The organism is Halomonas maura (genome assembly GCF_030409305.1).
GTDB lineage: Bacteria > Pseudomonadota > Gammaproteobacteria > Pseudomonadales > Halomonadaceae > Halomonas > Halomonas maura.
On sequence record NZ_JAUFPQ010000017.1, the window covers coordinates 381,488 to 407,683 of the forward strand.

Annotated in this window: 20 protein-coding genes; 16 read left to right on the plus strand and 4 right to left on the minus strand. The window is 68.4% G+C overall.

Features of this window, described 5'->3' with window-relative positions:
* Positions 1–4: 4 nt before the first annotated feature.
* The gene (locus tag QWY76_RS11765; protein ID WP_290311407.1) at positions 5–985 is read right to left on the minus strand and encodes a metal ABC transporter solute-binding protein, Zn/Mn family; all 981 of its coding nucleotides are present in this window, start codon (positions 983–985) and stop codon (positions 5–7) included.
* 181 nt (positions 986–1,166) lie between these two features.
* Between QWY76_RS11765 and QWY76_RS11770 the strand changes: the two genes are divergently transcribed.
* The gene (locus QWY76_RS11770; RefSeq protein ID WP_290311408.1) at positions 1,167–1,727 is read left to right on the plus strand and encodes a PRC-barrel domain-containing protein; all 561 of its coding nucleotides are present in this window, start codon (positions 1,167–1,169) and stop codon (positions 1,725–1,727) included.
* Between the two features lie 80 nt (positions 1,728–1,807).
* On the opposite strand, the gene proX is transcribed toward QWY76_RS11770, so the two are convergent.
* The 3 genes from proX to QWY76_RS11785 are packed head-to-tail and all read right to left on the minus strand — an operon-like array spanning position 1,808 to position 5,110.
* Complete coding sequence (proX, locus tag QWY76_RS11775) at positions 1,808–2,863, minus strand: glycine betaine/L-proline ABC transporter substrate-binding protein ProX (RefSeq protein ID WP_290311409.1); 1,056 nt, start codon at positions 2,861–2,863, stop codon at positions 1,808–1,810.
* Positions 2,864–2,915: 52 nt separating this feature from the next.
* Positions 2,916–3,848 (minus strand): ABC transporter permease, encoded by a 933-nt coding sequence (locus QWY76_RS11780; protein WP_290311410.1) that lies wholly within the window; start codon positions 3,846–3,848, stop codon positions 2,916–2,918.
* A 2-nt stretch (positions 3,849–3,850) separates the two neighbouring features.
* Positions 3,851–5,110, minus strand: coding sequence for a quaternary amine ABC transporter ATP-binding protein (locus QWY76_RS11785; RefSeq protein WP_290311411.1), 1,260 nt, complete (start codon positions 5,108–5,110; stop codon positions 3,851–3,853).
* A 256-nt stretch (positions 5,111–5,366) separates the two neighbouring features.
* Between QWY76_RS11785 and QWY76_RS11790 the strand changes: the two genes are divergently transcribed.
* From QWY76_RS11790 to QWY76_RS11860, 15 genes are all read left to right on the plus strand, one after another.
* Entirely contained in the window at positions 5,367–5,585 is a 219-nt protein-coding gene (locus tag QWY76_RS11790; RefSeq protein WP_290311412.1) for a DUF1656 domain-containing protein, read from the plus strand.
* A gap of 2 nt (positions 5,586–5,587) precedes the next feature.
* On the plus strand, positions 5,588–6,448 hold the full coding sequence (locus QWY76_RS11795; protein ID WP_290311413.1) for an efflux RND transporter periplasmic adaptor subunit: 861 nt from the start codon (positions 5,588–5,590) through the stop codon (positions 6,446–6,448).
* Between the two features lie 6 nt (positions 6,449–6,454).
* Positions 6,455–8,512, plus strand: a complete 2,058-nt coding sequence (locus QWY76_RS11800; protein ID WP_290311414.1) for an FUSC family protein — start codon at positions 6,455–6,457, stop codon at positions 8,510–8,512.
* 54 nt (positions 8,513–8,566) lie between these two features.
* Entirely contained in the window at positions 8,567–9,442 is an 876-nt protein-coding gene (locus QWY76_RS11805) for an AEC family transporter (RefSeq protein WP_290311415.1), read from the plus strand.
* Between the two features lie 261 nt (positions 9,443–9,703).
* Entirely contained in the window at positions 9,704–10,906 is a 1,203-nt protein-coding gene (locus QWY76_RS11810) for a quaternary amine ABC transporter ATP-binding protein (protein WP_290311416.1), read from the plus strand.
* A gap of 5 nt (positions 10,907–10,911) precedes the next feature.
* The gene (locus QWY76_RS11815; protein ID WP_290311473.1) at positions 10,912–11,745 is read left to right on the plus strand and encodes an ABC transporter permease; all 834 of its coding nucleotides are present in this window, start codon (positions 10,912–10,914) and stop codon (positions 11,743–11,745) included.
* Between the two features lie 280 nt (positions 11,746–12,025).
* Positions 12,026–12,889: a glycine betaine ABC transporter substrate-binding protein gene (locus QWY76_RS11820; RefSeq protein WP_290311417.1), complete on the plus strand. Its 864-nt coding sequence runs from the start codon at positions 12,026–12,028 to the stop codon at positions 12,887–12,889.
* A gap of 605 nt (positions 12,890–13,494) precedes the next feature.
* Positions 13,495–13,920, plus strand: a complete 426-nt coding sequence (locus tag QWY76_RS11825; RefSeq protein WP_290311418.1) for a universal stress protein — start codon at positions 13,495–13,497, stop codon at positions 13,918–13,920.
* 42 nt (positions 13,921–13,962) lie between these two features.
* On the plus strand, positions 13,963–15,624 hold the full coding sequence (locus QWY76_RS11830) for a BCCT family transporter (RefSeq protein ID WP_290311419.1): 1,662 nt from the start codon (positions 13,963–13,965) through the stop codon (positions 15,622–15,624).
* A 569-nt stretch (positions 15,625–16,193) separates the two neighbouring features.
* Positions 16,194–17,540: a UDP-glucose dehydrogenase family protein gene (locus tag QWY76_RS11835; RefSeq protein WP_290311420.1), complete on the plus strand. Its 1,347-nt coding sequence runs from the start codon at positions 16,194–16,196 to the stop codon at positions 17,538–17,540.
* Between the two features lie 11 nt (positions 17,541–17,551).
* The gene (locus QWY76_RS11840) at positions 17,552–19,489 is read left to right on the plus strand and encodes a glycosyltransferase (RefSeq protein WP_290311421.1); all 1,938 of its coding nucleotides are present in this window, start codon (positions 17,552–17,554) and stop codon (positions 19,487–19,489) included.
* 41 nt (positions 19,490–19,530) lie between these two features.
* On the plus strand, positions 19,531–21,093 hold the full coding sequence (locus QWY76_RS11845) for a PilZ domain-containing protein (RefSeq protein WP_290311422.1): 1,563 nt from the start codon (positions 19,531–19,533) through the stop codon (positions 21,091–21,093).
* 64 nt (positions 21,094–21,157) lie between these two features.
* The gene (locus tag QWY76_RS11850) at positions 21,158–22,048 is read left to right on the plus strand and encodes a polysaccharide lyase (protein ID WP_290311423.1); all 891 of its coding nucleotides are present in this window, start codon (positions 21,158–21,160) and stop codon (positions 22,046–22,048) included.
* Between the two features lie 63 nt (positions 22,049–22,111).
* The gene (locus QWY76_RS11855) at positions 22,112–23,371 is read left to right on the plus strand and encodes an alginate lyase family protein (protein ID WP_290311424.1); all 1,260 of its coding nucleotides are present in this window, start codon (positions 22,112–22,114) and stop codon (positions 23,369–23,371) included.
* A gap of 44 nt (positions 23,372–23,415) precedes the next feature.
* Positions 23,416–26,181 carry a tetratricopeptide repeat protein gene (locus QWY76_RS11860; protein WP_290311425.1) on the plus strand — a complete coding sequence of 922 codons (2,766 nt, stop codon included), beginning with the start codon at positions 23,416–23,418 and terminating at the stop codon, positions 26,179–26,181.
* The last annotated feature ends 15 nt before the right edge of the window (positions 26,182–26,196 follow it).

Sequence of the window (26,196 nt, forward strand, 5' to 3'; positions counted from 1 at the left end):
TGAATCATGGCATGGGCACGTCCCAGCGCTCGGCCCACTCACCCAGGGCCTCGGGCAGCGGCGCCGGGGTGCCGCCGAGCGCCTCGACGATGTGCCGGGTATTGGTGTAGAGCATGCCGATATAGGTGCCGTCGGCGGTGCCGGCCTCGCCCATGGCGTCGGAATACAGCTGGCCGCCGATCTCCACCTGCTGGCCCCGCCGGCGGGCGGCATCGATCACCGCCTGGACGGTGCGCGGGTTGATCGTGCTCTCGATGAACACAGCCGGTACCTCACGCTCCACCACCACCTCGGTCATGGCGCGGATATCGGCCACGCCGGTCTCGGTCTCGGTGCTGATGCCCTGGATGCCGGCGACCTCGATGCCGTAGGCCCGGCCATAGTAGTTGAAGGCGTCGTGGGCGGTGACCAGGATGCGCTGGGCCTCGGGGATGGTGGCGATGCTGTCGCCGATCCAGGCGTGGAGCGCCTCGAGCTCGCGGCCATAGGCCTCGGCGTTGGCCTGGATCGCCGCCTCGCAGGCGGGGCGCGCCTCGCTGATCGCCTTGGCCAGGGTGGGAAGGGTCCTGGCCCACAGCGAGACGTCCATCCACAGGTGGGGGTCGATGCCGTAGACGTCCTGGACGCTGATCAGGTCGGTGGGCTCGATGGAAGACGGCGCCACCGCCAGCGTCGGCTTGATCTCGGCGAAGCGTCCCAGCACCTCGCCGAGCTGGCCCTCCAGGGAATAGCCCGAGTAGAGGATCATCTCGGCCTCCTGGAGGGTCGCCACATCCCGGGCACTGGCCTGGTAGAGATGGGGATCGACCCCCGGCCCCATGATCGCCGTGACCGTGACGCAGTCGCCGCCGACCCGCCGGGCCACGTCGCCGATCATGCCGGTGGTGACCACCGTCTCCAGGGGCGCGGGCGGCTGGGCGCCGGCCTCGCCGACCGCCAGCCACAGCGGCACCAGCATCCCCATCACCACCCGCCGGACTCTCATCGCATCCCTCCGAACCCACGCATTGACGACGCAGGTATAGCATCCGCCGTGGCCCCGAGTAAAAGCGATCCATTTAACACTTCGTTACCGGACGGACTGAACCCCGGGCGCCGCTGAGGACACTAACGACTGCCTGGCCACCTCAGGCGTCATGAATGGATCCCCATGAAGGAGAGACAGGATGACCCTCGACACACCGCTTAGCCGCACCCTGATCAGCGCGCTGATCGCCGGCGGCATGGCCGTCACCGCGACCGCCCAGGCCGAGACCCAGGGCCTGTACTCCGCCGACGAACTGCTCGACGCCGATGTCTACACCCAGGCCAATCCCGACGTGGAGATCGGCGAGGTGGAGGACGTGCTGCTCGACAACGACATGCGCCTGCGCGCCCTGGTCATCGACACCGGCAACCTGCTCGACATGGGCCAGAAGCAATACGTCATCGAGACCGGCCACTTCACCGTGGAGACCCACAACGGCAATAGTCTCGAGGCCATGGAGTACCGCGTTCACGTCGACCTCAGCGAGCAGGCCATCACCCAGCAGCCGGAATACACCGACAACTGGTGGAGCGAGGCCCGCCAGAACATGCAACAGGCCTGGAGCGAGACCAAGCAAGGCGCCGCCAGTGCCTGGGACACCACCCAGCAAGGCGCCTCACAGGCCCTGGACCGGATCGGCAACGCCCTGAAGGCGGCCGGCGAGAGGACCCAGAAAGCGGCAGAGGACACCACCCAGTAACGCCGCCCTTACGGCCACCTCACTCGAGCGTCCTCGCCGGGCCGATTTCGGCCCGGCGGGACGTGTGGGGCAGCTGGCGACTACTCGCCTTGCGCCATCGCGGCCTCCCGGGCCTGGGTCAGCCAGGCATTCACCTCGTCGCGATGGCCCATGATCCACTCGTCGGCATGCCGCCGGATGTCGTCCTCGCTGTCCTCGCCGTCGAACATCCTGGCGTTCTGGGCGAAGATCGCCTCGATGGGAATCCGTGCTACCTCGAAGAGTTTGGCCGCCGACGGATTGTTCGCGGCGAACTCGCTGTTGACCACCGGGCGGATATCGTTGGCCGGCCAGCCCAGGTTGCAGGGATCCTCCACGCAGCCCTCGAGGCCCTCGACCACCGTCGCGTCCTCGAAGGCCTGCTGGTCCTCCGGCAGGCTGGCCTCCTCCACGGTGATCCACACCACGTCCTGGCCCGGCTTGAGCAGCCCCACCGTCCAGTTGGGGGTCCAGGTATAGAAGAAGATCGAGCCGCCATCCTGGTAGCGCCCCAGGGCATCGGCCATGGAGGCGGAGTAGCCGGCCTTGATCGGCTCGATATGGTCGGTGAGGCCATAGGCCTCGAGCTGATGGGCGATCACCAGTTCGCAGCCCCAGCCCGGCGGGCAGGCGACCATCTCCGCCTTGCCGTTGCCGTCGCTGTCGAACAGCGCCTTGATCTCGGGATCCTTGAAGTCCTCCAGGCTGGTGATGCCATGTGCCTCGGCGGTCTTCTTGTCGACCAGGTAGCCCTGCAGGGCGCCGCCCTGGGCGACGTAGCCGATCAGCTCGGCGCCCTGCTCGAAGGTGCTGCGGTAGGTGTTGTGCAACGGGAACCAGCCGTTGACCCAGAAGTCGACATCGCCCTGGGCCACCGACTGGTAGAAGGGCGGGTTGTCGAGGGTGGTCGGGCGTTGCACGTCGTAGCCCAGTTCCTCGAGGAGCCGGCCGTAGACGGCGGCGGGAAACCAGCCGGTATCCCAGGTGGCCCGGGCCGGCGTCACCGTCACGCCCTCCCCGGGGGTGTCCTGGGCGGCGACCAGCGCCGGCAGCACGGCCAGCGACAGGGCCAGACCAACCCCTTTCAGCATACCCTTGGCACTCACGATCGGATGCATGAGACGTCCTCCTGCATGAGGGACACGCGCGGTGCGCCGCGGCGCGTCCGGTTCACGACGAGTCGCTGCCTCCCTGCCTCCCCTTCCCGAGTCCCTTGAACAGCCCCTTGAAGGTCCGTTTCTCGCCCGTGGCGGTGACCTGGCCGCCCTCCCCCAGCGCCTGGGTGACGCGGTCGAGCAGGATCGCCAGCAGCACGATGCCGATTCCGCCCAGCGAGGCCCGCCCGATGTCCAGGCGGCCCAGCCCGGTGAACACCGTCAGGCCCAACCCGCCCGCCCCGATCAGGGCGGCGATCACCACCATCGACAGCGACAGCATCAGGGTCTGGTTGAGGCCGGCCATGATGGTGCGCAGGGCCAGCGGGATCTGGATCTCGAACAGCAGCTGGCGACGCGTGGCGCCGAAGGCGAGCCCGGCCTCCACCAGTTCGGCCTGGACCTGGCGAATGCCCAGGTTGGTCAGGCGGATCATCGGCGGCAGCGCGAAGATGATGGTGGCGATGACCCCCGGCACGATGCCCACGCCGAACAGCATGACGATGGGCACCAGGTACACGAAGGGCGGGATGGTCTGCATGATGTCGAGCACCGGCCGGAGCAGGCCGGCGAAGCGGTCGCTGCGCGCGGCGAGGATGCCCAGCGGCACGCCGACGATCACGCAGAAGGCCACGGCGGTGATGATCATCGACAGGGTGACCATGGTCTCCCGCCAGATCCCCAGCAGGTCGAGGAACAGCACCGCCGACAGCGCGAAGATGGCGATCCGGTTCCCCGCCACCCGCCAGGCGATCAGCGGCACCACCACCACGAACACCGGAAACGGCAGCCACAGCAGCGTCGCCTCGAGTCCGTCGAGGACCCGGTCGATGGGCCATTCCAGGGCCTGGAAGGCCGGACGGAAGTTGGGCACCAGCCACTGCTTGACGACGACCTCGATCCAGTCGTCCAGCGGCAGGGTATAGAAGTCGGAGAGACGGTCGGCCATGATCACGCCTGCCGCGTCGGGCTCGGGGCGCGCGCCACGGCGGGAGACGTCGGCGCATCCCCCGCCGCGCTCCCGGCGTCGCCACCGGCCAGCAGGGCGAACACCTGCAACGGGTCGATCACCCCCTGCAGCCTGCCCTCCGGATCGAGCACCGCGATGGGCTGCCCCCGGGCACAGGCGCCGTAGAGCTCGATCAGCTCCTGGTCGGCCCGGACCCGGGGAAAGTCCCGGTCGAGCGCATCGTCGAGTCCGCCGCTGCCGACCGCCGCCAGGGTCGCGCAGGCCAGCAGTCCCAGCGGTCGGCCGGCCTCGTCGAGCCGGTAGAGGGCCACGACGTCCGGCGCCGCACAGCGCCGGCGGGCCGCCTCCAGGTCCTCGCCGGGCGACAGCACCGTCGCCTCGCGGCTCAGCCGGCCGGCGCGGAAGACGCGACCGCGATCGACGTCCCGGGTGAAGGCGGCGACATAGTCGTCGGCGGGCCGGGCGACGATCTCCTCCGGGGTGCCGACCTGGACGAAGCGACCATCCTTCATGATGGCGATCCGATCACCGATGCGCAGGGCCTCGTGGAGGTCGTGGGTGATGAAGATGATGGTCATGTGCAACTGCGCCTGGAGGGCCAGCAACTCGTCCTGCATGTCACGGCGAATCAGCGGGTCCAGGGCGCCGAAGGGCTCGTCCATCAGCATGATCTCGGGGTCGACGGCCAAGCCCCGGGCCAGCCCCACCCGTTGCTGCATGCCGCCGCTCAGGGTGGCCGGCGGGACGTCGGCGTAGGCCTCCAGCCCGACCTGGGCCAGGGCCCGCAGCGCCTTGTCGCGGCGTTCGTCGGCCGCCATGCCGCGGACCTTGAGCCCGAATTCGACGTTCTCGACGACGGTCTTGTGGGGAAACAGCGCGAAGTGCTGGAAGACCATGGACAGCTTGTGGGCCCGTAGCCGGCGCAGGGCCTCGGCGTCCATGGCGATGACGTCCTCGCCACCGAGTCGGATGCGGCCCTGGGTCGGCTCGATCAGCCGGTTGAGACAGCGAATCAGGGTCGACTTGCCGGACCCGGACAGGCCCATGACGACGAAGATCTCGCCCGGATCGACGCCGAAGGAGACGTCGGCGACGGCGGCCACCGAGTGGGTGTCGGCATAGATGCGATCCTTGGCCTGGCCGGCCTGCACCCGACGGATGGTCTCCTCGGGGTCCGCGCCGAAGACCTTGAACAGGTGCTCCACGCTGACCTTCTGATGTGATGCGATACCGGCGTTCACGCCACCCCCTTCGCGCGCAAGGCGAACGGAGGCTCGACGCCGCTTCGGGCGGTCGGCTTCCTGCCGACAAGTTCGCAGGAAGGTAGCGCCGAGCGGCGAACGCCCGGACGCAGACCTGGCCCCATGTCATCATGGCGATACAGGGCCCGTATACCGAAATCTAGGAAGGCGCCCGGCGAGCGTCAAGACGCCGGCCCGTGCCGGCCGCGCTGGGGCCTGTTAAGATAGCGTCCTAACCATCTCGCCGGGAGCGGACATGGGACTCCGGGAAATCGCCATCGGCGGCCTCTATCTGTCGCCGCTGCTGCTGTATGCCCTGCTCGGGCTGGTCGCCGCGCTGCTGGTGCGTGCCCTGCTCCACCGCCTGCTGGGCCCGACGCGGCTGTGGTTCGAGGCCTGGTTCGACAGCGCCCTGTTCGTGCTCTGCACCGCCGCCGTGGCCTTGCTGTCGTCATCCTCCGCCGGAGTCGCCTAACCATGCACACCCTGCTACGCAGTCTCGTGACCCTGGTCATCGTGGCCCTGGCCATCGCCGCCGGGCTGTGGCTGTGGCACTACTATCTCTACACCCCCTGGACGCGGGACGGCCGGGTCAGGGCCGATATCGTCACCATGGCACCCGACGTCTCGGGCCGGGTCGTGTCGCTGGCGGTCACGGACAACCAGCGGGTCGCCGTGGGCGAGCCGCTGTTCCGGCTCGACCCGGCACGCTACCAGGCGGCGGTGGACAAGGCCGAGGCGGTGGTCGCGCAGCGCCAGGCCGAGCTCGAGCTGCGCCAGCACGAGGCCTCGCGCCGCAACCGCCTGAGCCGCCAGGCGATCAGCGCCGAGACCCGGGAGACCTCGCACATCGACAGCCGCGTGGCCGCCGCCGCCCTGGCCCAGGCCCGCAGCGAGCTGGCGACGGCCCGCCTCGACCTGGCGCGGACCACCCTCAGGGCCCCGGCCGCGGGACACGTGCTCAACCTCCAGCTGGCCGAGGGCAACTACGTCAACGCCGGCACCCCGGTGATGGCGCTGGTCAAGGCGGACTCCTTCTATGTCACCGGCTATTTCGAGGAAACCAAGATCGAGCGGATCGCCGTGGGCGACCCGGCGCGGGTGACCCTGATGAGCGGCAATATCACCCTCGACGGCCACGTCGAGAGCCTCGGCCGCGGCATCGCCGACCCCAACACCGCCGCCAACGCCCAGCTGCTGCCCCGGGTCGAGCCCTCCTTCAGCTGGGTGCGCCTGGCCCAGCGCATCCCGGTGCGCATCGCCCTCGACGAGATCCCCGAGGGGACGGTGCTGAGCGCCGGCATGACGGCCTCCGTGCACATCGAGCCGACGGAGTAACCGCGCATGTCGCCCTGGCTACAGGCCTACCTGACACCCAGCGGCGAGGCCGTGCGGTTCGCCATCAAGGCGACCCTGGCCATGCTGCTGGCGCTCTACGTGGCGCTGTGGTGCGACCTCGAGCGCCCCTACTGGGCGTTGATCTCGGCGGCCTTCCTGCAGATCCGCCCGATGAGCGGGATGGTGATCGAGAAGGGCCTGAGCCAGCTCACCGGCACCCTGGTCGGCTGCGGGGCCGGGGTCGCCATCATGGCGCTGTTCGCCCAGGCGCCCGTCCCGGCACTGGCGAGCCTGACGCTGTGGATCATGCTGTGCACCTACGGCAGCTCGCTGCTGCGCAACAACGCCTCCTACGGCTGCATCATGGGCGGAGTCACCGCCATGCTGATCGTGGTGATCGGCGCGAGTCAGCCCGACGGTATCTTTGCCGTCGCCGTGGCACGGCTGTCGGAACTGGCACTCGGTGCGGCGAGCGCCACCCTGGTCAGCGCCCTGCTGTGGCCCATCCGGGTCCGCGACCACCTGGCCGGCCTGGCGGACCAGGTGGTCAACGCGGCCTTCCGGCATGCCGGGAAGCGGCTGTCGGACAGCGACGACCTCGGCGCCCTGCAGGCCAGCCTGACCGGCAGCCTGGGCCCGCTCACCCAGCTCGAGACCGACAGCCAGGCCGCGCGCTACGAGGGACCCGAGGGCCCCGGGCGGATCCGTGCCAGCCACGTGCTGACCCGCCGCACGCTGCGCCTGCTGGCCACGCTGCATGCCCTCCAGCAGTTGCTGCACCACGCCGGCGACCATCTCGCCCCCGCCACCCGCCGTCTGGCCGATGACCTGGCCCGGGAATTGTGCGACGCCGCGGCAGCGACGGGGATTCCCCAGGCCCGCCGGCGCCTGCAGGCCCTGCGCCAGCGGGCCCTGGACGGCCCCGACACCGAGGTCACGCCACTGGAACACCGCGTCCGGCTGGGACTGCGCGAGACCCTGGGCCATGCACTGGTCATGCTCGATGCCCGCGAGGCGATCACCCATCCCGGCCGCAAGCGCCTGCGGGGGGCGGCCCTCGCCTGGCATCGCGACCATCTGGCCGCCGGCCTCAATGCCCTGCGCGCGGGAGGCGTCTTCCTGAGCCTGGCGGCCTTCTGGCTGGCCACGGGCTGGACGAACGGCCAGGTGGCCATGCTGATGGGCACCCTGGGCTCGGCCTTCTTCGCCAGCCGGGACGATCCCGCCGCGGTGAGCCTGATGTTCGCCAAGGGCATGCTGGCGGCGATTCCCAGCGCCTTCCTGTTCGGCCATGTGCTGCTCGCCCAGGCCAGCGGCTTCCCCATGCTGGCGATGCTCTTGCTGCCGCCGCTGTTCCTCGGCCTGCTGGGCGCGGCCTCGCCCCGCCTGATGGGCTACTGCCTGGCCTTCACCATCGGCAACATCCTGTTGACCATGCCCGGCAACGGCATGGATTTCTCCCTCGACGGCTTCCTCGACCGGGCCATCGCGGTGATGATCGGGCTGGGCGCGGTGGTCGCCGGCTTTCGCCTGATTCCCGGTGTCGGACCGCGCCTGCACAAGCGTCGGCTGGTCGCTGCCATCGTCCGTGACCTGCGCGCCCTGCCGGCCGCCCCCGTGTCCGAGGCGGAGACCCGCTTCATCGGGGGCATGGCCGACCGCCTGCTGCAGTTGGCCCGACACGACGATCTGCTGCCCGAGGACCGGCGCCACCTGTTTTCCCTGGGCCTGACCGGGCTGGATATCGGCTATGCCTGCCTGCAGCTGCGTCGGCGGCTCGATGACCTGCCGGCGGCCGGCCTGTCCCGGTCGCGGCAGGCGTTCTTCGCCGCCCTGGCGAACGCCTTCGCGGACAGCGCCCGGGGGCGTCCGCCCCGCGAGGTGCGGCGCAGCGGGGCCGCCCTGGTGGCGGCCCTCGACGACCGCCAGGCGCTGACTGCGCGTCATCGGGCGATGATCGCCGGGCTGGTGGAGCGTCTCGACCTGGCGCTGCGCCTTCAGGCCGAACGGGCGCGAACCGCTCAGTCCCCACCCGCCGCGGCCGCCTCCTCGGCGCCGACCTGATATCCGGGCGGACAGGGACCGTACCGCCACTCATCCGCTACACGGGAGATCTTGATGCTTGCCGAACTCTTCGCCGTCATGGCCCCGGTTCTCGCCGGTGCCGGCCTGGGCTTCGGCTGGGTCCGCCTCGGCCACGACTATCCCGTGGCCTTCGTCACCCGGCTGGTCTTCAACATCGGCACCCCGTCGCTGGTGCTGGCCTCGCTGGCCGATGCCCAGATCGACGCGGGCAGCTTCGGCCGAACCATGCTGGCCACGGCCCTGGTGCTGCTGTGCATGGCGGCGGCCACCGGCCTCGTGGCGCGCCTGCTGCGCCGCGACTGGCGAGTGCTGCTGGCGCCGATGATGTATCCCAACACCGGCAACATGGGCCTGCCGGTGGTGCTCTATGCCTTCGGCAGCGCCGGCTTCGTGTTCGGCATCACGGTGATGGTCACCGTGACGCTGTTCCAGTTCACCCTGGGCTCGCTGATGGCCGGTCGCGGCAACCCGCTGAAGATCCTGGCCACGACACCGACGGTCTATGCCATCCTGATCGCCCTGTCCCTGCTGCTCACCGGAGCCGACCTGCCCCGCTGGCTGGCCAACAGCGTGGAACTGATCTCCGGCTTCACGGTGCCGCTGATGCTGATCACCCTGGGGGTCTCGCTGGCCAACATCCAGGTGCGCAGCCTGCGTTCCGGGCTCGGCTTCAGCCTGCTGCGCCTGCCGCTGGCGGCCGGCATCGCCTGGGCCATCGGCAGCCTGCTCGCGCTGCCGCCCATGGGCCACGCCATCCTGGTGCTGCAGATGAGCATGCCGGTGGCGGTCTTCAACTACCTGTTCGCCCAGCGTTCCCGTCGCGAGCCTGAGTACGTGGCGAGCCTGGTGTTCTGCTCCACCCTGCTGTCGCTGCTCTACCTGCCGCTGCTTCTGGTCCTGCTGATGTAGTCGGGCGACGCCCCGCGGCGTCGGGTCTCGCCAGCGCTCAGGCCGGCCCCCTCGGGATCCGGCCGACACGCGGCGCGACCGCGGCAGCGCCCGATCGGCGCTCTCGCACGGACCCGAACGACCGTTCAACAAACGCTAGGGTGTAGCGCCTCGATTCGCGTCAACGCAGGCAGACAGGCATGCTTGAGACACGCCGCATCCCGTCAACCCGCCTTCGACTCCGGCGCCAGCGCCGGGTCGAGCGCCACCAAGGCACCGCCAATGAGTGACAACCGAAGCGTCAAGATTCGGGTCCGACAGCTCAGCAAGGTCTTCGGCAATCAGCCGAAGAAGGCGCTGGAACTGCGCGACCAGGGGCTCAAGCGCCCCGAGATCCTCGACAGGACCGGCCAGACACTGGGCCTGTCCGACATCAACTTCGACGTCTACGAGGGCGAGCTGCTGGTGATCATGGGGCTTTCGGGTTCGGGCAAGTCGACCCTGATCCGCTGCCTCAACCGGCTGATCGAGCCTAGCGAGGGCGAGATCGTCATCGATGGCGAGAACATCCCGAGCCTCAAGGAGAGGGAGCTGCTGGAGTGTCGCCGCCGTCACTTCTCCATGGTGTTCCAGAACTTCGCCCTCTTTCCCCATCGCACCGTGCGCCAGAATGCCGAGTTCGGCCTGGAGATTCGCGGCGTCGATCCCGCCGAGCGCCGGCAAACCGCGGCCAGTGCCCTGAAGCAGGTCGGCCTGGCGGGGTGGGAGGACGCCTATCCCAACCAGCTCTCCGGCGGGATGCAGCAGCGCGTCGGCCTGGCCCGGGCGCTGGCCAACGACGCCAGCGTGCTGCTGATGGACGAGGCCTTCTCGGCGCTCGACCCGCTGATCCGCGGCGACATGCAGCAGGAACTGCTGGAACTCCAGCACCGCATGAAGAAGACCACCGTCTTCATCACCCACGACCTCGACGAGGCCCTGAGCATCGGCGATCGCATCGTGCTGCTCAAGGACGGCGAGGTCGTGCAGATCGGCACCCCGGAGGAGATCCTCACCCAGCCGGCCGACGACTATGTGCGGCGCTTCATCGAGGGCGTCGACAAGTCGCGGATCCTCAGGGCCGAGAGCGCCATGCGCAAGGTGCGTTCCACCGTGCGCGACACCGACGGACCGCGGACCGCGCTGCGCAAGATGCGCGACCATGGCCTCGACGCCATCTACATCCTTGATCGCGAGCGTCGCCTGATCGGCCTGATCGACGCCGACGCCGCCAGCCAGGCCCTGGAAGAGGGCAAGCAGCGGGTGACGGACGTCATGACCCAGGACTTCCGCAAGGTGGTCCGCGAGGAACCGCTGCACAACCTGTTCGCCATGTTCCACGAGAACCGTTTCCCCATCGCGGTGGTGGACGAGAATCAGGTGCTGCAGGGTGTCGTCGTCAAGGGCGCCGTGCTCGATGAACTCGCCCAGGCAGGAGAACGCTGATGGCTATCGAAATCCCCCGTGTCCCGCTGGGTGACTGGATCGAGGACGGCCTGAACTGGCTGACCAGCGAGTATTCCATCGTCACCCGCGCCATCTCCCGGGTCACCCAGACCGGTATCGACGGCCTGAACGATGCCCTGATGTGGCTACCCGACTGGTCGCTGCTGGTGATCATCGCCGCCCTGTGCTGGTGGCTGGCCAGTGTTCGCCTGGCCATCGGCGCCATGGCGGGCCTGGCCCTGATCTGGAACCTGGACCTCTGGGATCCGATGATCGAGACCCTGACCCTGGTGGTGATCGCCACCCTGGTGGCGGTGGTCATCGCGCTGCCGGTGGGCATCGCGGCGGCCCTCTCCGAGCGGCTCTACAAGACGATCATGCCGGTGCTGGACTTCATGCAGACCATGCCGGCCTTCGTCTACCTGATCCCGGCGATCCCCTTCTTCGGTATCGGCTCGGTGTCGGCGATCTTCGCCACCGTGATCTTCTCGATGCCCCCGGCGATCCGCTTTACCACCCTGGGCATCCGTCAGGTGCCGGTGGAACTGGTCGAGGCCGCCGACGCCTACGGCGCCACCCGCGGCCAGAAGCTGCTCAAGGTGCAGCTGCCGATGTCGCTGCCCACCGTGATGGCCGGCATCAACCAGACCATCATGCTGGCGCTGTCGATGGTGGTGATCGCCGCCATGATCGGCGCCGACGGCCTGGGCAGCGAGGTCTGGCGCGCCATCCAGCGCCTGCGCCCGGGGGACGGCTTCGAGGCCGGCATCGCGGTGGTGATCCTGGCGATGCTGCTGGACCGCCTCACCCAGTCGCTGCGCAAGCAGCGCAAGTCCTGAGCCGACCGCGAACCACGGCCTTCGACACGAAAAGGGGAGGTGCTTCGACACCTCCCCTTTTCGTGTCCTCCTCCCGGCCCCATGACCGGCCGACAGCTCCCATCCGGTGGCTCCGTGATGCCCTCTCCCCATGCACGGACCATGACGGCATCCCCCGGTGCAGGGACCATGAAGGTTGACGGGGCCGGCATGCACGGAACTCCCGTTGGCGGCCCGACTTTGCATCGGGCGCCCGTGGTCGGCATCCTTTCTACCACCCTTCCCAGCAAAGGCAGTTCAGATGACCCAGCATCCGATGCATCGCAGCCTCCGTCTTGCCGGCCTCGCCCTTGTCCTGGGCGCCGCCGCCACCGCCCAGGCCCAGGACAAGGGCACCGTGCACCTCGCCTATGTCGAGTGGTCCGATGCCGTGGCCTCCACCAACGTGATGCGTGCCGTGCTGGAGCAGGCCGGCTACGAGGTGAAGCTCACCTCGCTGTCCGCCGCCGCCATGTGGCAGTCCGTGGCCACCGGGGATGCCGACGCCATGACCACCGCCTGGTTGCCGACCACCCACGCCGACTACTTCGAGCGTCTCGGCGATCAGGTCGACAACCTCGGCGCCAACCTCGAGGGCACCAAGCTCGGTCTCGTGGTCCCGGCCGATAGCGACATGAACTCCATCGCCGACCTGAACGAGCATACCGACGAGCTCAACGGCAAGATCACCGGCATCGACCCGGGCGCCGGCCTGATGAGCCTGACCGAGGAGGTCATCGACGCCTACGACCTCGATCTCGACCTGCAGAGCGGCAGCGGCGCCACCATGACCGCGGCCCTGCAGAACGCCATCTCCAACGGCGAGCCGATCGTGGTGACCGGCTGGACGCCTCACTGGATGTTCGCCCGCTGGGACCTCAAGTACCTGCAGGACCCCGAGAACGTCTATGGTGGCGCCGAGCAGATCGACACCGTGGTTCGCCAGGGGCTCGAGGAGGACATGCCGGAGGCCCATGCCATCCTGGATGCCTTTGCGTGGACGCCCGAGCAGATGGGCGAGGTCATGCTGATGAACCAGCAGGAAGACTCCGACCCCTACGAGAACGCCAAGCAGTGGGTCGAGGAGCACCCGGAGGTGGTCCAGGAGTGGCTGCCGGAGGCGTGATCCCCGGATCAGCGCCCGTCCATGACAAGGGGAGATGCCTGACGGCATCTCCCCTTGTCATTGCACTCTCGTTGCCACGGCGCCGAAAGCGGGGAGGCGAGCGAGGGCAGATCAGCGCGGCAGCTAGTCGTCGGCCTTGAGCGACTCGGTCGCGGCCTCGATGCTCTCGCGCAGAGTTGCCGCGAGGTGGAATCGGTGCTCGAAGTGCACCTCTCCTCGATGAATGAGGCGGGATAACGGCACACCATCTTCCAGAGCGGGCGCCCTTTCGCTCACCCCGCCATGACAGGGGCGACCATCAACGCTGTCGGCCGGCTTCCGACGGGCATCGCCCTTGGACAAGGCCACGCCGTACGGAGAACAGCTTTGTTATGGCCAAACGTTATTCTAAGCTAGGGTTATCAGGAAAACGTCATCTAATTACAATGCGTTATCCGAGATCGCCATGGGCCATGGCACAGCGTTGGCGAATTCCCCTCGCAGGGCTCGATGTGAGCCCGATAGGCGTCGCAAACCGTTGAAAGCGTGGCAAGCTTCCCGATCATCGAGGGGCCACACTTGTCTGATAAGACCGCCGATACCCTATACAAGAAAGGAGCGCAGGCATGTACAAGAAGATCATGGTGCCAGTCGACCTGGCGCACTTCGATGTGATCGAACCATCGCTACAGGTCGTCGCCGACCAGGCCAAGCACTATGGCGCCGAGGTCTGCTATGTGGCGGTCACCGCCACGACGCCCAGCAGCGTCGCCCATAACCCCGAGGAGTATCAGCAGAAGCTGGAGGCCTTCGCCCAGGAGCGGGCCAAGGTCCACGGCCAGCCGGTGAGCGCGCGGGTCATCACCTGCCCGGACCCCATCGCCGACCTCGACGATGTGCTGGTCGATGCCATCGACGAGGTGGGCGCCGACCTGGTGATCATGCCGACGCACCCGCCGAAGCACCTGGATGTGATCATCCCCGCCCATGGTGGCAAGGTCGCCACTCACACCAAGGCCTCGGTATTCCTGGTCCGCCCGCAGCAGGATTGACGCCTACACTTCGCCCATCGACGTCATCAAGGAGAGTCTCTCGTGACGAACAATCACAAAGCCCCAGAGGCCGCAGCGTCTTCCGAGGGCATACCCGCCCCGGAAGGCCCGGCCAACCTCATCGACACCGATTACGTGATCGGCCAGGACAACATCACCGCCAGGGCCTTGGGGATCAATCTCGACCTGCATGGCAAGGTCTTCACCATCTCCTCGCTGGTGATCCTGTTCTTCGTGATCGTCACGCTGGCCCTGCAGGACCAGGTGGAGCCGATCTTCAATGCCATCTTCGGCTTCCTGACCGGCAATTTGTCCTGGTTCTTCCTGCTCGCGGCCAACATATTCGTGGTGTTGTCCATCGTCTTGATCTTCACCCCGCTCGGAAAGGTTCGGATCGGCGGGGCCCACGCCACCCCGGACTTCAGCTACGCTGGCTGGTTCGCCATGCTGTTCGCCGCGGGCATGGGCATCGGCCTGATGTTCTATGGCGTCTCCGAGCCGATCACGCACTTCGGCACCGCCATGGGCGGCACCACCCTGGAGGACGGGCTGCGCACCGACTGGTCGCCGCTGGGCGCCGCCGCCGGCGACCAGGAGGGCGCCATCTCGCTGGGCATGGCCGCCACCATCTTCCACTGGGGCCTGCACCCCTGGGGCATCTATGCGGTGGTGGCGCTGGCGCTGGCGCTGTTCTCCTACAACAAGGGCCTGCCGCTGACCATGCGCTCGATCTTCTACCCCGTCCTGGGCGAGCGCGTCTGGGGCTGGCCGGGCCATATCATCGACATCCTGGCGGTGTTCGCCACCCTGTTTGGCCTGGCGACCTCGCTGGGGCTGGGCGCCTCCCAGGCCTCGGCCGGCCTGAGCTACCTGTTCGGGGTTCCCAACACCGAAGTGACCATGGTGCTGCTGATCATGGGCATCACCGTCGTGGCACTGGGCTCGGTGGTGCTCGGCGTGGAGAAGGGGGTGCAACGCCTCTCCCAGTTCAACATGGTGCTGGCCTTCCTGCTGCTGGCCTTCGTGATCGCCGTCGGCCCGACCCTGCTGATCGCCACCGGCTTCTTCGAGAACCTGATGTCCTACCTGGTGAACCTGCCGGCGCTCTCCAATCCCTTCGGCCGTGAGGACGCCAACTTCAGCCAGGGCTGGACCGCCTTCTACTGGGCCTGGTGGATCTCCTGGTCACCCTTCGTCGGCATGTTCATCGCCCGAGTCTCCCGCGGCCGCACCGTGCGCGAGTTCCTGGTCGCCGTGCTGCTGGTGCCTTCCGTGGTCTCGGTGCTGTGGATGACCTCGTTCGGCGGCACCGCCATCGACCAGGTAGTCAACGAAGGCTTCCAGGGCGTCCAGGAGGCGGCGCTGGAGCTGCAGCTGTTCGTGATGCTCGGCCAGCTGCCGCTGACCGCGATCACCTCCTTCGTCGGCATCCTGCTGGTGATGGTGTTCTTCATCACCTCCTCGGACTCCGGATCGCTGGTGATCGACGCCATCACCGCCGGCGGCAAGGTGGATGCGCCCAAGCCCCAGCGCATCTTCTGGGCGCTCATCGAGGGCGCCGTCGCCATCGCCCTGCTGCTGGGCGGTGGCCTGACCGCCCTGCAGACGGCGGTGATCACCACCGGCCTGCCGTTCACCCTGATCCTGCTGGTGGCCTGCTACGCCATCGTCAAGGGCCTGATGAGCGAACCGAGGAGCGTCTGACCGACGAGCGACCGGCTCGACCCCATGCGCAAGGCGGCCTACGGGCCGCCTTTCGCGTTGCTGGCCTGTCGTACGTCGACGACGCCCCGGCCATCCTGACAGCGCCGGTGTCGACGTCTCGCTACAGCGGGTGTCGTCCGGCAGCAGGAGATGTCGACGGTTCGCAACACTCGGTGTTGCCGGGCGTCGACCGGTCCGCCGTCGGTGGCCCCCGAGCCCTCCCCGGGTCGGTCAGCGGCCCCCATCTGGCAGGGCTCGCGGCGAGACCGCCGCCTCGCCATGGCGTCCTCTCTGCAGCCCGGTTTCGGCCGCCGGCTCACCGCCCCGCCCCTGAACCAAAGCCTAAGCTGTTGCCAAAAAGAGACGGTTTTCGCCCCCCTCCAGCCCTCCTTGGATATCACGCTTTATCAACACACCCGTCAAGGTGCTGATAAACAAGGATTCTCTATGATTGGCGTAATTATTGCTTCCATTGTCGACATACACACGTTTGCATTCACTCCTCGTGACCCGCGGTGACACGAGGCAGCGCAGAACGTTCCAACCCAAGACAAGGAGCAACGACGCCCATGAAGATCACCATCTTCGGTTCCGGATATGTAGGACTCGTCACTGGCGCCTGCCTCGCCGAGGTCGGCCACGAGGTGATGTGCGTCGATGTGGACGCCGACAAGGTGGCCCGCCTCAGCCAGGGCGAGGTGCCGATCTACGAGCCGGGGCTCGAGGCGCTGATCCACGAGAACCTGGAGGAGGGTCGGCTGCACTTCACCAATGATGCCAAGGCGGCGGTCGATTTCGGTCTGCTCCAGTTCATCGCCGTGGGCACGCCCTCGGACGAGGACGGCAGCGCCGACCTGACCCATGTGCTGAAGGTCGCCGAGACCATCGCCACCCACATGACCGAGTACCGCATCATCGTCGACAAGTCGACGGTGCCGGTGGGGACCGCCAGCAAGGTCGAGCGGGAGGTCGCCGCGACCCTCGAATCCCGTGGTGTGGACATTGAGTTCGACGTCTGCTCCAACCCCGAGTTCCTCAAGGAGGGCGCCGCCATCGAGGACTTCTCGCGCGGCGCGCGCATCGTGGTGGGCACCGAGTCCGAGCGCGTCCGCAAGGTCATGCGCGAGTGCTACGGCCCCTACAACCGCCAGCGCGACAAGCTGATGTTCATGGGCGTGCGCAGCGCCGAGCTGACCAAGTATGCCGCCAACGCCATGCTGGCCACCAAGATCAGCTTCATCAACGAGGTCGCCAACCTCGCCGAGCGCCTGGGTGCCGACATCGAGGAGGTACGCCACGGCATCGGCAGCGATCCGCGCATCGGCTACCACTTCATCTACCCGGGCTGCGGCTACGGCGGCTCCTGCTTCCCCAAGGACGTCAAGGCGCTGGCCCACACCGCCGAGGCGGCCGGTTACCCCGCCGAACTGATCAGCGCCGTCGAGCGGGTCAACGCGCGCCAGAAGAGCCGCCTGTTCGAGATGCTCAGCCAGGCCTTCAACGGCGACCTGGCCGGCAAGACCATCGCGCTGTGGGGCCTGGCCTTCAAGCCCAATACCGACGACATGCGCGAGGCGCCCAGTCGTGCCCTGATGGAGGCCCTGTGGCAGGCCGGTGCCCGGGTGCAGGCCTATGACCCCGAGGCCGCCGAGGAATGCCTGCGCATCTATGGCAACCGCGACGACCTGGACGTGACCGAGCATCGTGACGAGACCCTCGAGGGCGCCCATGCCCTGGTCATCTGCACCGAGTGGAAGGCGTTCCGTACCGTCGACTTCGCCAAGCTGCGCGAGCGGCTGATCGAGCCGGTGGTGGTCGATGGCCGCAACCTCTTCTCGCCGCAGAGCGCCCAGGAAGCCGGGCTCACCTACTACGCCATCGGCCGAGGCGCTTCCGTCCGTCCCGTCGTGTCCTGAGAGGCATCGCCATGTCGAAGCTCCCAGACCACACCTCCGTCGCCAGCAAGGCGACGGAGCTGACCGCCCTGCTGCTGCTGCTGGCCCTGCTGGTGGTGCTGCTCACCGAGCTGCCGACGGAGGTCTTCTCGCCGGCGTCGAAGAGCTTCTTCTTCGCCATCGGGGTCGTCGGTGCCTGGCGCTACTCCTGGTGGTTCGTCCAGGCCCTGCGCTCGGTGTGGTACAACCGGCGCATCTTCCCGCGGCTCCGGGCCGCAGCGGATGCCGCAGGGGCCGTCGCCAAGCCCAGCGAACTGTATGTGCTGTGCACCTCCTTCCGCCTCGACCAGGACGTGACCTACCAGGTCTACAACGCCCTGGTCCGCGAGGTCCGGGACTACGGGGTGCCGACGACGCTGTTCGCCTCGCTCGCCGACCGCACCGACGTCGACATCATCAACCACGTGATGGAAGAGAACGGCTGGCCGGCGAACCTCGAAATCCGTTACATGTTCCAGAAGGGCGACGGCAAGCGCTCCGCCATGGCGGAGGTGCTGCGCGCCATCTCGCGGCGGGCGCCGGCCCCGGATGCGCTGCTGGTGTTCATGGACGGCGACATCCTGCTGGAACCGGACACCCTGTCGCGCTCGCTGTCGTTCTTCCAGAGCAACGAGGACCTGGGGGCGCTGACCACCAACAACAGCGCCATCGTCAACGGCGGCGACGCCACCAAGGAATGGTACGACCTGCGCTATGCCCAGCGCCACCTGGTGATGAGCTCGCTGTCGGTGTCCCGGCGCCTGCTGGTGCTGACCGGCCGCTACAGCGTCTTTCGTGCGGACATGGCCGTCCACCCGAGCTTTATCGAGCTGGTCGAGAACGACCATGTGGAGCACTGGCGCTTCGGCAAGTTCAAGTTCCTGTCCGGCGACGACAAGTCCACCTGGTACTGGCTGCTCAAGAACGGCTGGCGGATGCTCTACCTCCCGGACGTCTTCGTCTCCGGGTTCGAGGAACTGCCGGACCGGCGGCGCTTCTTCAAGTCCACCACCGACCTGATGCGGCGCTGGTACGGCAACATGCTGCGCACCAGCGGTCGCGCCATCGCCCTGGGCCCTCGCCCGATGGGCATGTTCACCTGGTGGAGCCTGGTCGACCAGCGGCTGTCGATGTGGACGACCCTGATCGGCCCCATGGTGGCGATCCTGGTGACCCTGTTCGTGCGGCCGTCGTTCATCTTCGCCTATGCGCTGTGGATCCTGTTCACGCGCGGCATCTCGACGCTGATCCTGGCCTGGCAGCGCGGTCGCTTCAGCCTGCTGTGGATCCCGCTGATCTACTACAACCAGGTGTTCGGCGCCCTGCTCAAGACCTATGTCAGCTTTCGCTTCAATCGCCAGAAGTGGTCGCGCCAGGGGATCTCCGCCGGCGAGCCCAGCGACCCGGTCGCGGTCAGCCGACAGCGACGCATGGGCCACGTGCTGCATGGTTTCTTCGTCGCGGTGATGCTCTACGTGCTGCTGCTGGCCACCGGCGTGCTGCAGCCGCCCGATCGCACCGCCATGGCCATCCTGCAAGGCCCGGCCCCCAGCGAGGCACAGGCCTCGAGCGAGGCCCCGGGCACGGGAACGGCCAATCGCTGGATGGCGATGACGCTCGCCGATGGCTCCCCCAGTGGCTCGGTCAGGCTGCCGCCGGAACGCCTGAAGCTGGACGAGGGCCTGCTCGAGATCGTGGCCACCACCGACCGCATGAGAACCGAGCGCCTGGCCGGGGCAGCCGGTGGCCGGACGACCACGCTGGACATCAGCCCCACGCTGGCCAGCCATATCCGTGACGCCGATGGTCGCCCCCTCGACGGCCGCGGGCTTGCCACCTGCAGCGCCTCGCCGGGCTGCGCCCTCGTGCTCGACGACCGCACGGTGACCCTCGTCGACCTGAACATCAGAGTGCAACCCGGCCGCTCCTGAAGACGCAGGCAGGAGCCAGGAGACCTCTCTAGGAGACACCTATGACCGACTATTACGCCGATAATCACGATCGCAGCGAACCCACGCTGGGCGCTCAGCCGGAGCCCCCCACCCCACCCCCGGAGGACACCCCCCAGGGCCAGGGCGGGGCGCCGGGCGGGGGCATCGCCCACGAACGCCGTGACGAGCGCCGGTACGTCCGGGTGGCCACGCCCTTCCAGGTCAGGATGGACGACGGCACCCTCTTCGAGGGAGCCGACCTCTCCCAGGGCGGCTTCGCGATCCGCAGCCAGCGGCCGCTGCGCCCGGGCGCCCGGGTCAAGGCCTCGCTGGTGCTCGTCACCGGCGGCGCCGAGCAGGTGGCCCCGGTCACCGCGGAGTGCCGTCACTGCACCGAATCGGGCAAGGGCCATATCGCCGGCTTCGAGATCACCGAGATCTCCCCCGACCACCTGGAGCTGCTGCGCCGCGTGGTCCGGGCGACCCTCAGCGGCCGCCAGTTCGACATGCAGGGCAGCATGGCCGCCGAGGATCCCCAGACCCCGCACAAGCGCCGGCAGAGCCCGGGCGGCGTCAAGCCGCAGCCCGCCCAGCGCCCGCCCAAGCCGATGGGCCGCTATGTGGCGCTGTTCGCGGCCTTCGGCGTACTGGCCCTGGTGGCGGCCGCCACGGCCTATCGGAACTTCATGTTGATCGAGCCGAACTTCGCCGCGGTGACGGCCCCGCGGATCGACATTCGGGCCCCGGGGCCAGGCATCCTGCAGGCCCACGACCTCCAGGCCGGCGACCGCGTCGAGCGCGACGCCAAGCTGACCAGCGTCAAGAACGTCGACCTGGAGTCGGATCTGATCCTGGCCACGGCGGCCCAGCGCTTCAACAGCCAGCTGATCGAGAACCTCCAGAAGAACCTGGACTCCGGCAGCGGCCAGGTCAGCCTGGCCAACTCCGCCGAGCCGGCGAACGGCGAGGCGATGAGCTTCGAGACGGTGCCCCCCGAGGTCGCCCGCGCGCGTATCGACCAGTTCGAGACCGCCCGTGACTTCCAGAGCTCGCGCATCGCCGCCCTGGAGGCCCGGCAGTCCCAGAACGAGATCTACAGTCCCTGCGACTGCCTGGTGGCCTGGGCGCTGAGCAGCTCCGACGGCACCTACATCAACGAGAGCGAGCGGGTCATGACGCTCATCCGCACCGGCGAGAACGACATCATGGTCGAGGCCCTGGTGCACATGGACGACATCGACAATATCGACCCCGACCAGAAGGCCTACATCTCGCTACCGCACACCTCGGGGCCGATCAGTGCCCGCGTGCGCAGCGTGGCCCTCGACATCGAGCGCCAGCCGCGTGCCGGCTTCCCCAGCTGGGTCCGTCAGCAGCAGAACGTGGCCAGCGTGCTGCTGGTGCCGGAGAAGCCGCTGCCGGCGGACGCCGTCGGTACGCCGGTCGACGTTCGCTTCACCGAGGCCCCGCTGATCGGCACCACCGCCGAGTGGATCTGGCAGGGCGGGCGCGCCGTCGGCCAGCTGTTCGGTGGCATCTTCAACCTGTTCACTGGCGACGACCCGGAGGACCAGCGTAGCGACACCCTCGGCCAGACCGGCTGAGCCTGTCACACCGTCCAACTGAAGACCGCGGCCGCCCACCGGGCGGCCCCGACCGGAGCCCGATATGTCTCACGACACTCTTCCGAACGGCAAGCGTCACCTCGCCATGCTGATGGCGGTCCTGCTCCCCGGCCTGGCCGCCCCGGCCCTGGCCGACAGCGATAACGGCAAGAACCTGTCGGTGCCCAGCGAATCGCCCTGCTCGACCCGCTATCCGCTGGTCGCCTCCCCCGCGCCCGCGGCGCAGGCCGAGGATGCCAAGTCCGCCGTGCGTGACGGCTTCGGCACCCATAAGGACTGGGGTACCGAGGACAACGTCGCGCTGCTCTCGGCCGGCGAGACCGGCCTCGACGAGCCTGGCCTGCGGATCCGCTATCCCGAGGGCACCTCGTCGCCCGGCGATACCGAGAAGGGGGGGGCCGGCTTCTATGCGGCACCCGACGCCCTGGCCGGCGCCGAGCGCGCCTGCCTGCAGTACCGGGTCCGCTTCGAGCCGGGCTTCGACTTCGTCAAGGGCGGCAAGCTGCCGGGCCTGTTCGGCGGCGAGGCCCCCAGCGGCGGCGAGGAGGCCGACGGCGAGAACGGCTTCTCGATGCGCTACATGTGGCGCAAGCACGGCCAGGGCGAGCTCTACGAATACGCCGTCAACCAGGACAAGGAATACGGCAAGTCGGTGGGCCGGGGCCTGTGGAGCTTCCCCACCGGGCAGTGGGTGACCCTCGAGCAGGAGATCATCCTCAACGACCCCGGCCAGGCCAACGGCACGGCCCGCGTGTGGGTGGACGGGCGTCCGATCCTCGAGCAAGGGGGCATCACCTATCGCACCAGCGAGTCGGTGACCATCGACGGCCTGATGTTCTCCACCTTCTTCGGCGGGGATGGCAAGAGCTGGCGCACGCCGCGTGATCAGCATATCGACTTCGCCGGCTTCCGCTTCTATGCCCCCCGATCCTGACCGTCCCGACGGGCCGCGCCGACGGCCCGTCCCGACACCGCTTCACAAGGAGCTCCGATGCCCATGACCCAGTTCACCGGCCTTCGCCGCGCCTCCCTGCCCCAGCGTCTGCTCTCGGGGCTGTCCCTGGCCCTGTGCGGCCTGGGCGCGGGAGGGCTCCCCGCGGCTCAGGCGATGACGCTCGAGGAGCGAGCCGAGCTCGACCTCTCCGAGTACAAGGTGACGGCGCCGGATGCCTCGTACTTCGATGTCGAGGCGCGCATGGCGCTGCTCGGGGACGTCGACAACTCCATCCTGCTGCAGGAGATCGACAAGCTGTCGACGGGGACCAGCTGCCAGCAGCTGCTCGCCTACGATCCCATCGACACGCGGATGCGGATTCCGGGCTACTACCCGAGTCCCAAGGAATGGGAGCTGGCCTCGGAGCCTCTGTTCCAGTTCGAGGACAGCGTCTCCCAGCTCGCCGGCAGCTACGTGGCCACCGGTGATGACTACTATGCCGAATGCCTGGTGCGCTTCCTCGACAAGTGGGCTCAGGAGGACGCCCTGACCAACTACTACTATGACCCGATCGAGCCCCAGGCCTGGTTCGCCACCGAATCGATGATCTTCGCGGCCGCCATGGCCTACTCGGTGGTCCGGCCCGAGATCGAGGGCATGAACGAGGAGCGCGAGCGGGTCGAGACCTGGCTCAAAGACCTGGCCCAGCAGCATGCCGCCATCCCCGGCCAGTCGATCGGTAGCTGCTGCAACAACCACTTCTATCGCCGCGCCCTCTACGGCACCATGGTCGGCGTGCTCACCGAGGACGACGAGCTGTTCCGCTTCGGCGTCAGCGCCATCTACTCGGCCCTGCACGACCTCACCGAGGAAGGCGCCCTGCCCCTGGAGGTGTCCCGCGGCCGGCGAGCGACGCACTACCAGAACTATGCCCTGCTCTACCTGATCACCAACATGCAGGTCATCTCCCGCCAGGGCTATGACATCTTCGACCTGGAGGTGGAGGGCAACACCATCCACGACGCGGTGGACTTCGCCCTGAAAATCTTCGAGGACCCGGCGGCCCTGGGCGATATGGCGCCCCTGGAGCAGTACACCGGCTTCCTCAAGGACAACCAGTACTTCTCCTGGATGGAAATCTACCAGACCCGCTACCACGACCCGCAGATCGCCGAGTTCATCCGCCGGGTGCGCCCCATCTACAACCGCAGTTCCGGTGGTTACATCACGCTCTACTTCATGGAGCCCGATGCACAGCGGAATATCGTCATGGATGAGAAGCAGCGCGAGGACGCCGCGTTCAAGGGCCTGGGAGAAGAGTGATCACTCCCCCGCCGCCATCCATTACTTCGAGGCAGACCGATACCATGACCAACACCACCCTCACCCTCCCAAGCACCGGCCAGTCTCCCGGGCTGCGACTGGCCGCCTCGGCAGGCCTGCTGGTCTGGCTGAGTGGCTGTGCCGTGCTCCAGCAGCCCGACCCTCATGTCAGCGGCCCCGCCCCCGCCCAGTACGAGGACTGGTTCGACGGCGGCCAACCGCGCAACCTGCAATGGATGCACAAGAACAAGGTGGAGAAGGCCAACCAGCTGATCGAGGCCGGCAAGCCCTTTGAAGCCATCGCCCAGATCGAGTCACTGATGCAGCAGGGCCTGCCCCAGGCCTACTACGAGATGGGCAAGATCTACGATCAAGGCAAGGGCGTGGAACCCGACCCGGTGCGGGCGGCCAATCTCTATGCCGAGTCCATCAAGACGCCGTCCTACATCCTCGGCAACGCCTCGCTGAACCTCGCCAAGCTGTACCGCGAGGGCGAGGGCGTCGAGCGCAACGACGTGCTGGCCTATCACCTGATCCAGCAGGCCATGGACGAAGAGGTCGGCCCGCGGGCCGAGGTCGCGCTCGCCGAGCTTCTCGCCCGGGGCGGCGAAGGCGTCAATGCCGACCCGGCGCTGGCCGCCTCCTACTACCGCAAGGCCGCCGAGGCCGGCAACGAGGAGGCCCTGCAGGCCCTCGCCGAGGGCCACCGCGCCGGGGGCTGGCTGCAGGCGGACCCGAGCCGCGCCGAGGACTACGCCCTGCGCTATGCCGAGATCCTGGAGCGCCGCGCCGGCAACGGCGACGTCGACGCCATGGCCAAGCTCGCCGGCATGTACACGGCGGACGGCCTGCTCGGCGACCAGCCGCAGCGTCGCATGGAGTGGCTGACCAAGGCCGCCAATGCCGGTGACTCCGATGCCCTGAGCCAGGCCGGACGTGCCCTGATGGAGGACGGCAACCCGCGCCAGGGCCTGACCATGCTCGAGCAGGCCGCCCAGAACGGCGATGTCGCGGCGATGGAGACCCTCGGCAAGGCGCTCCTCGAGGGCGAGGGCATTCCCGCGCGCCCCGACCAGGCCCAACACTGGCTGAGCGCCGCCATCGCCCAGGACTCGGTCGACGCCAAGGTCACCCTGGGCCGCGCCCTGCTGCACGGCGAGGGCCTGCCCTCCCACCCGCAGCGCGGCGTCGAACTGCTCAAGGAGGCCGCCGACCAGAACGATGGCCTGGCCCTGGCGCTGCTCGGCGACTACTACCTCGATGACACGACCGGGAGCAGCCAGCCGCTGGTCGCCCTCGACTACCTGAAGCGTGGCCACCAGCTGGGCCATCCCTACGCCACCCAGCAGTTGGGCGCGCTCTATCTGGAGGGACGCGGGGTGCCGGCGGACGGCCAGCAGGCCGCCACGCTGCTCAACGAGGCCGCCGACAAGGGACAGACCGCCGCCCTGCGCATGCTCGGCGAGGCCTATCTGGAGGGCGAGGTGCTGCCCTACCACCCGTCCCAGGCGGAGGAGCTGCTGACGCGGGCGGTGGAGAGCGGTGACGTGTCCGCGAAGACGGCCCTCGGCGCGGGCTACCTCGAGGGCACCTTCAAGCAGCGGCAGCCCTCCCGCGGCGTGGCCCTGCTGGAACAAGCGGCCCGCGAGGGCGATGCCTACGCCATGGTGGTCCTGGGCCGCGCCTACCGCAAGGGCGAAGGCGTGCCCCAGGACCTGCGGACCGCCAAGGACTGGCTGACCCGGGCCCGGCAGGCCGGCCATCCGTCCGCCGAGGATGCCCTGGCACAGCTGCGCTACGACCAGGGCGACGCCGGCGACATCGAGGCACTGATCGAGGCCGCCGAGGCGGGCCACCCCGGCTCCATGGCGAGCCTGGGCGAGGCCTTCCTCACCGGCCGTGGCGTCCAGCAGAACCTGAGCCATGCGCGCGTCTGGCTGCAGCGGGCCGCACGCGAGGGACACCGGGGGGCAATGGCCGACCTGGGCCGCATGTACCTCAAGGGGCAGGGCGTCCGCCGCGACCCCACCAAGGGCGCCCAGTACCTTCAGCGTGCCGTCGCCTCCGGCCATGCCGGCGCCCGCGCCGACCTGGGTCAGGTCCTGATCTCCGGCAACGGCCTGCCCGCCGACCCCGAACGCGGCATCCGGCTCCTCGAGCAGGCCGCGGCCCAGGGCCACGGCGGGGCACGCCTCGACCTCGCCGAGGCGCTGCTCTCGGGCGAGCACGTCGCCCAGGACACCGAGCGCGGCCTGGAGCTCCTGACCAGCGGGGCCGAGGCCGGCGATGACTACGCCGCCCAGTTGCTGGGCGAGGCCTACCTGGAAGGCAAGGGCGTGGCCGTCGACCCGGCGCAGGCCAAGAAGTGGCTCGGCCAGGCCAGCGACGCGGGCAACCTCTCGGCCCAGACCCTGCTCGGCACGGCCCTGGTCCGCGGCGGGGGAGGCATGACGCCCGATGTCGCGCGCGGTCGTCGGCTCCTCGAGCAGGCCGCCGAGCAGGGCCACTCCGGCGCCCAGGCCACCCTGGGACGCGAACTGCTGCGAGGCGAACACCTGGAGCTCGACACCCGCCAGGGGGCCGACTTCCTGCTGTCCGCCGCCCGCCAGGGCCACGAGACTGCCCGCCTGGCGCTGGCCAAGGCCTATCTCACGGCCAACGGCCTGGAGAACGCCAACCGCGAGCAGGCCCTGCTGTGGCTCGACAAGGTCATGGAAGGCAACAGCGACATGGCCGTACAGACGCTGCACGACCTGCTGTCCGACGAGGACGCCATGGACGCCCTGCAGCAGGCCTCCGCCCAGAGCTGAACCCGGGGGAGCCTC

Coding starts and splice junctions, on each gene's coding strand:
- QWY76_RS11765 (WP_290311407.1), bottom strand. CDS start 985: ATGAGAGTCCGGCGGGTGGTGATGGGGATGCTGGTGCCGCTGTGGCTG.
- QWY76_RS11770 (WP_290311408.1), top strand. CDS start 1,167: ATGACCCTCGACACACCGCTTAGCCGCACCCTGATCAGCGCGCTGATC.
- proX (WP_290311409.1), bottom strand. CDS start 2,863: ATGCATCCGATCGTGAGTGCCAAGGGTATGCTGAAAGGGGTTGGTCTG.
- QWY76_RS11780 (WP_290311410.1), bottom strand. CDS start 3,848: ATGGCCGACCGTCTCTCCGACTTCTATACCCTGCCGCTGGACGACTGG.
- QWY76_RS11790 (WP_290311412.1), top strand. CDS start 5,367: ATGGGACTCCGGGAAATCGCCATCGGCGGCCTCTATCTGTCGCCGCTG.
- QWY76_RS11795 (WP_290311413.1), top strand. CDS start 5,588: ATGCACACCCTGCTACGCAGTCTCGTGACCCTGGTCATCGTGGCCCTG.
- QWY76_RS11800 (WP_290311414.1), top strand. CDS start 6,455: ATGTCGCCCTGGCTACAGGCCTACCTGACACCCAGCGGCGAGGCCGTG.
- QWY76_RS11805 (WP_290311415.1), top strand. CDS start 8,567: ATGCTTGCCGAACTCTTCGCCGTCATGGCCCCGGTTCTCGCCGGTGCC.
- QWY76_RS11810 (WP_290311416.1), top strand. CDS start 9,704: ATGAGTGACAACCGAAGCGTCAAGATTCGGGTCCGACAGCTCAGCAAG.
- QWY76_RS11820 (WP_290311417.1), top strand. CDS start 12,026: ATGACCCAGCATCCGATGCATCGCAGCCTCCGTCTTGCCGGCCTCGCC.
- QWY76_RS11825 (WP_290311418.1), top strand. CDS start 13,495: ATGTACAAGAAGATCATGGTGCCAGTCGACCTGGCGCACTTCGATGTG.
- QWY76_RS11835 (WP_290311420.1), top strand. CDS start 16,194: ATGAAGATCACCATCTTCGGTTCCGGATATGTAGGACTCGTCACTGGC.
- QWY76_RS11840 (WP_290311421.1), top strand. CDS start 17,552: ATGTCGAAGCTCCCAGACCACACCTCCGTCGCCAGCAAGGCGACGGAG.
- QWY76_RS11845 (WP_290311422.1), top strand. CDS start 19,531: ATGACCGACTATTACGCCGATAATCACGATCGCAGCGAACCCACGCTG.
- QWY76_RS11850 (WP_290311423.1), top strand. CDS start 21,158: ATGTCTCACGACACTCTTCCGAACGGCAAGCGTCACCTCGCCATGCTG.
- QWY76_RS11855 (WP_290311424.1), top strand. CDS start 22,112: ATGACCCAGTTCACCGGCCTTCGCCGCGCCTCCCTGCCCCAGCGTCTG.
- QWY76_RS11860 (WP_290311425.1), top strand. CDS start 23,416: ATGACCAACACCACCCTCACCCTCCCAAGCACCGGCCAGTCTCCCGGG.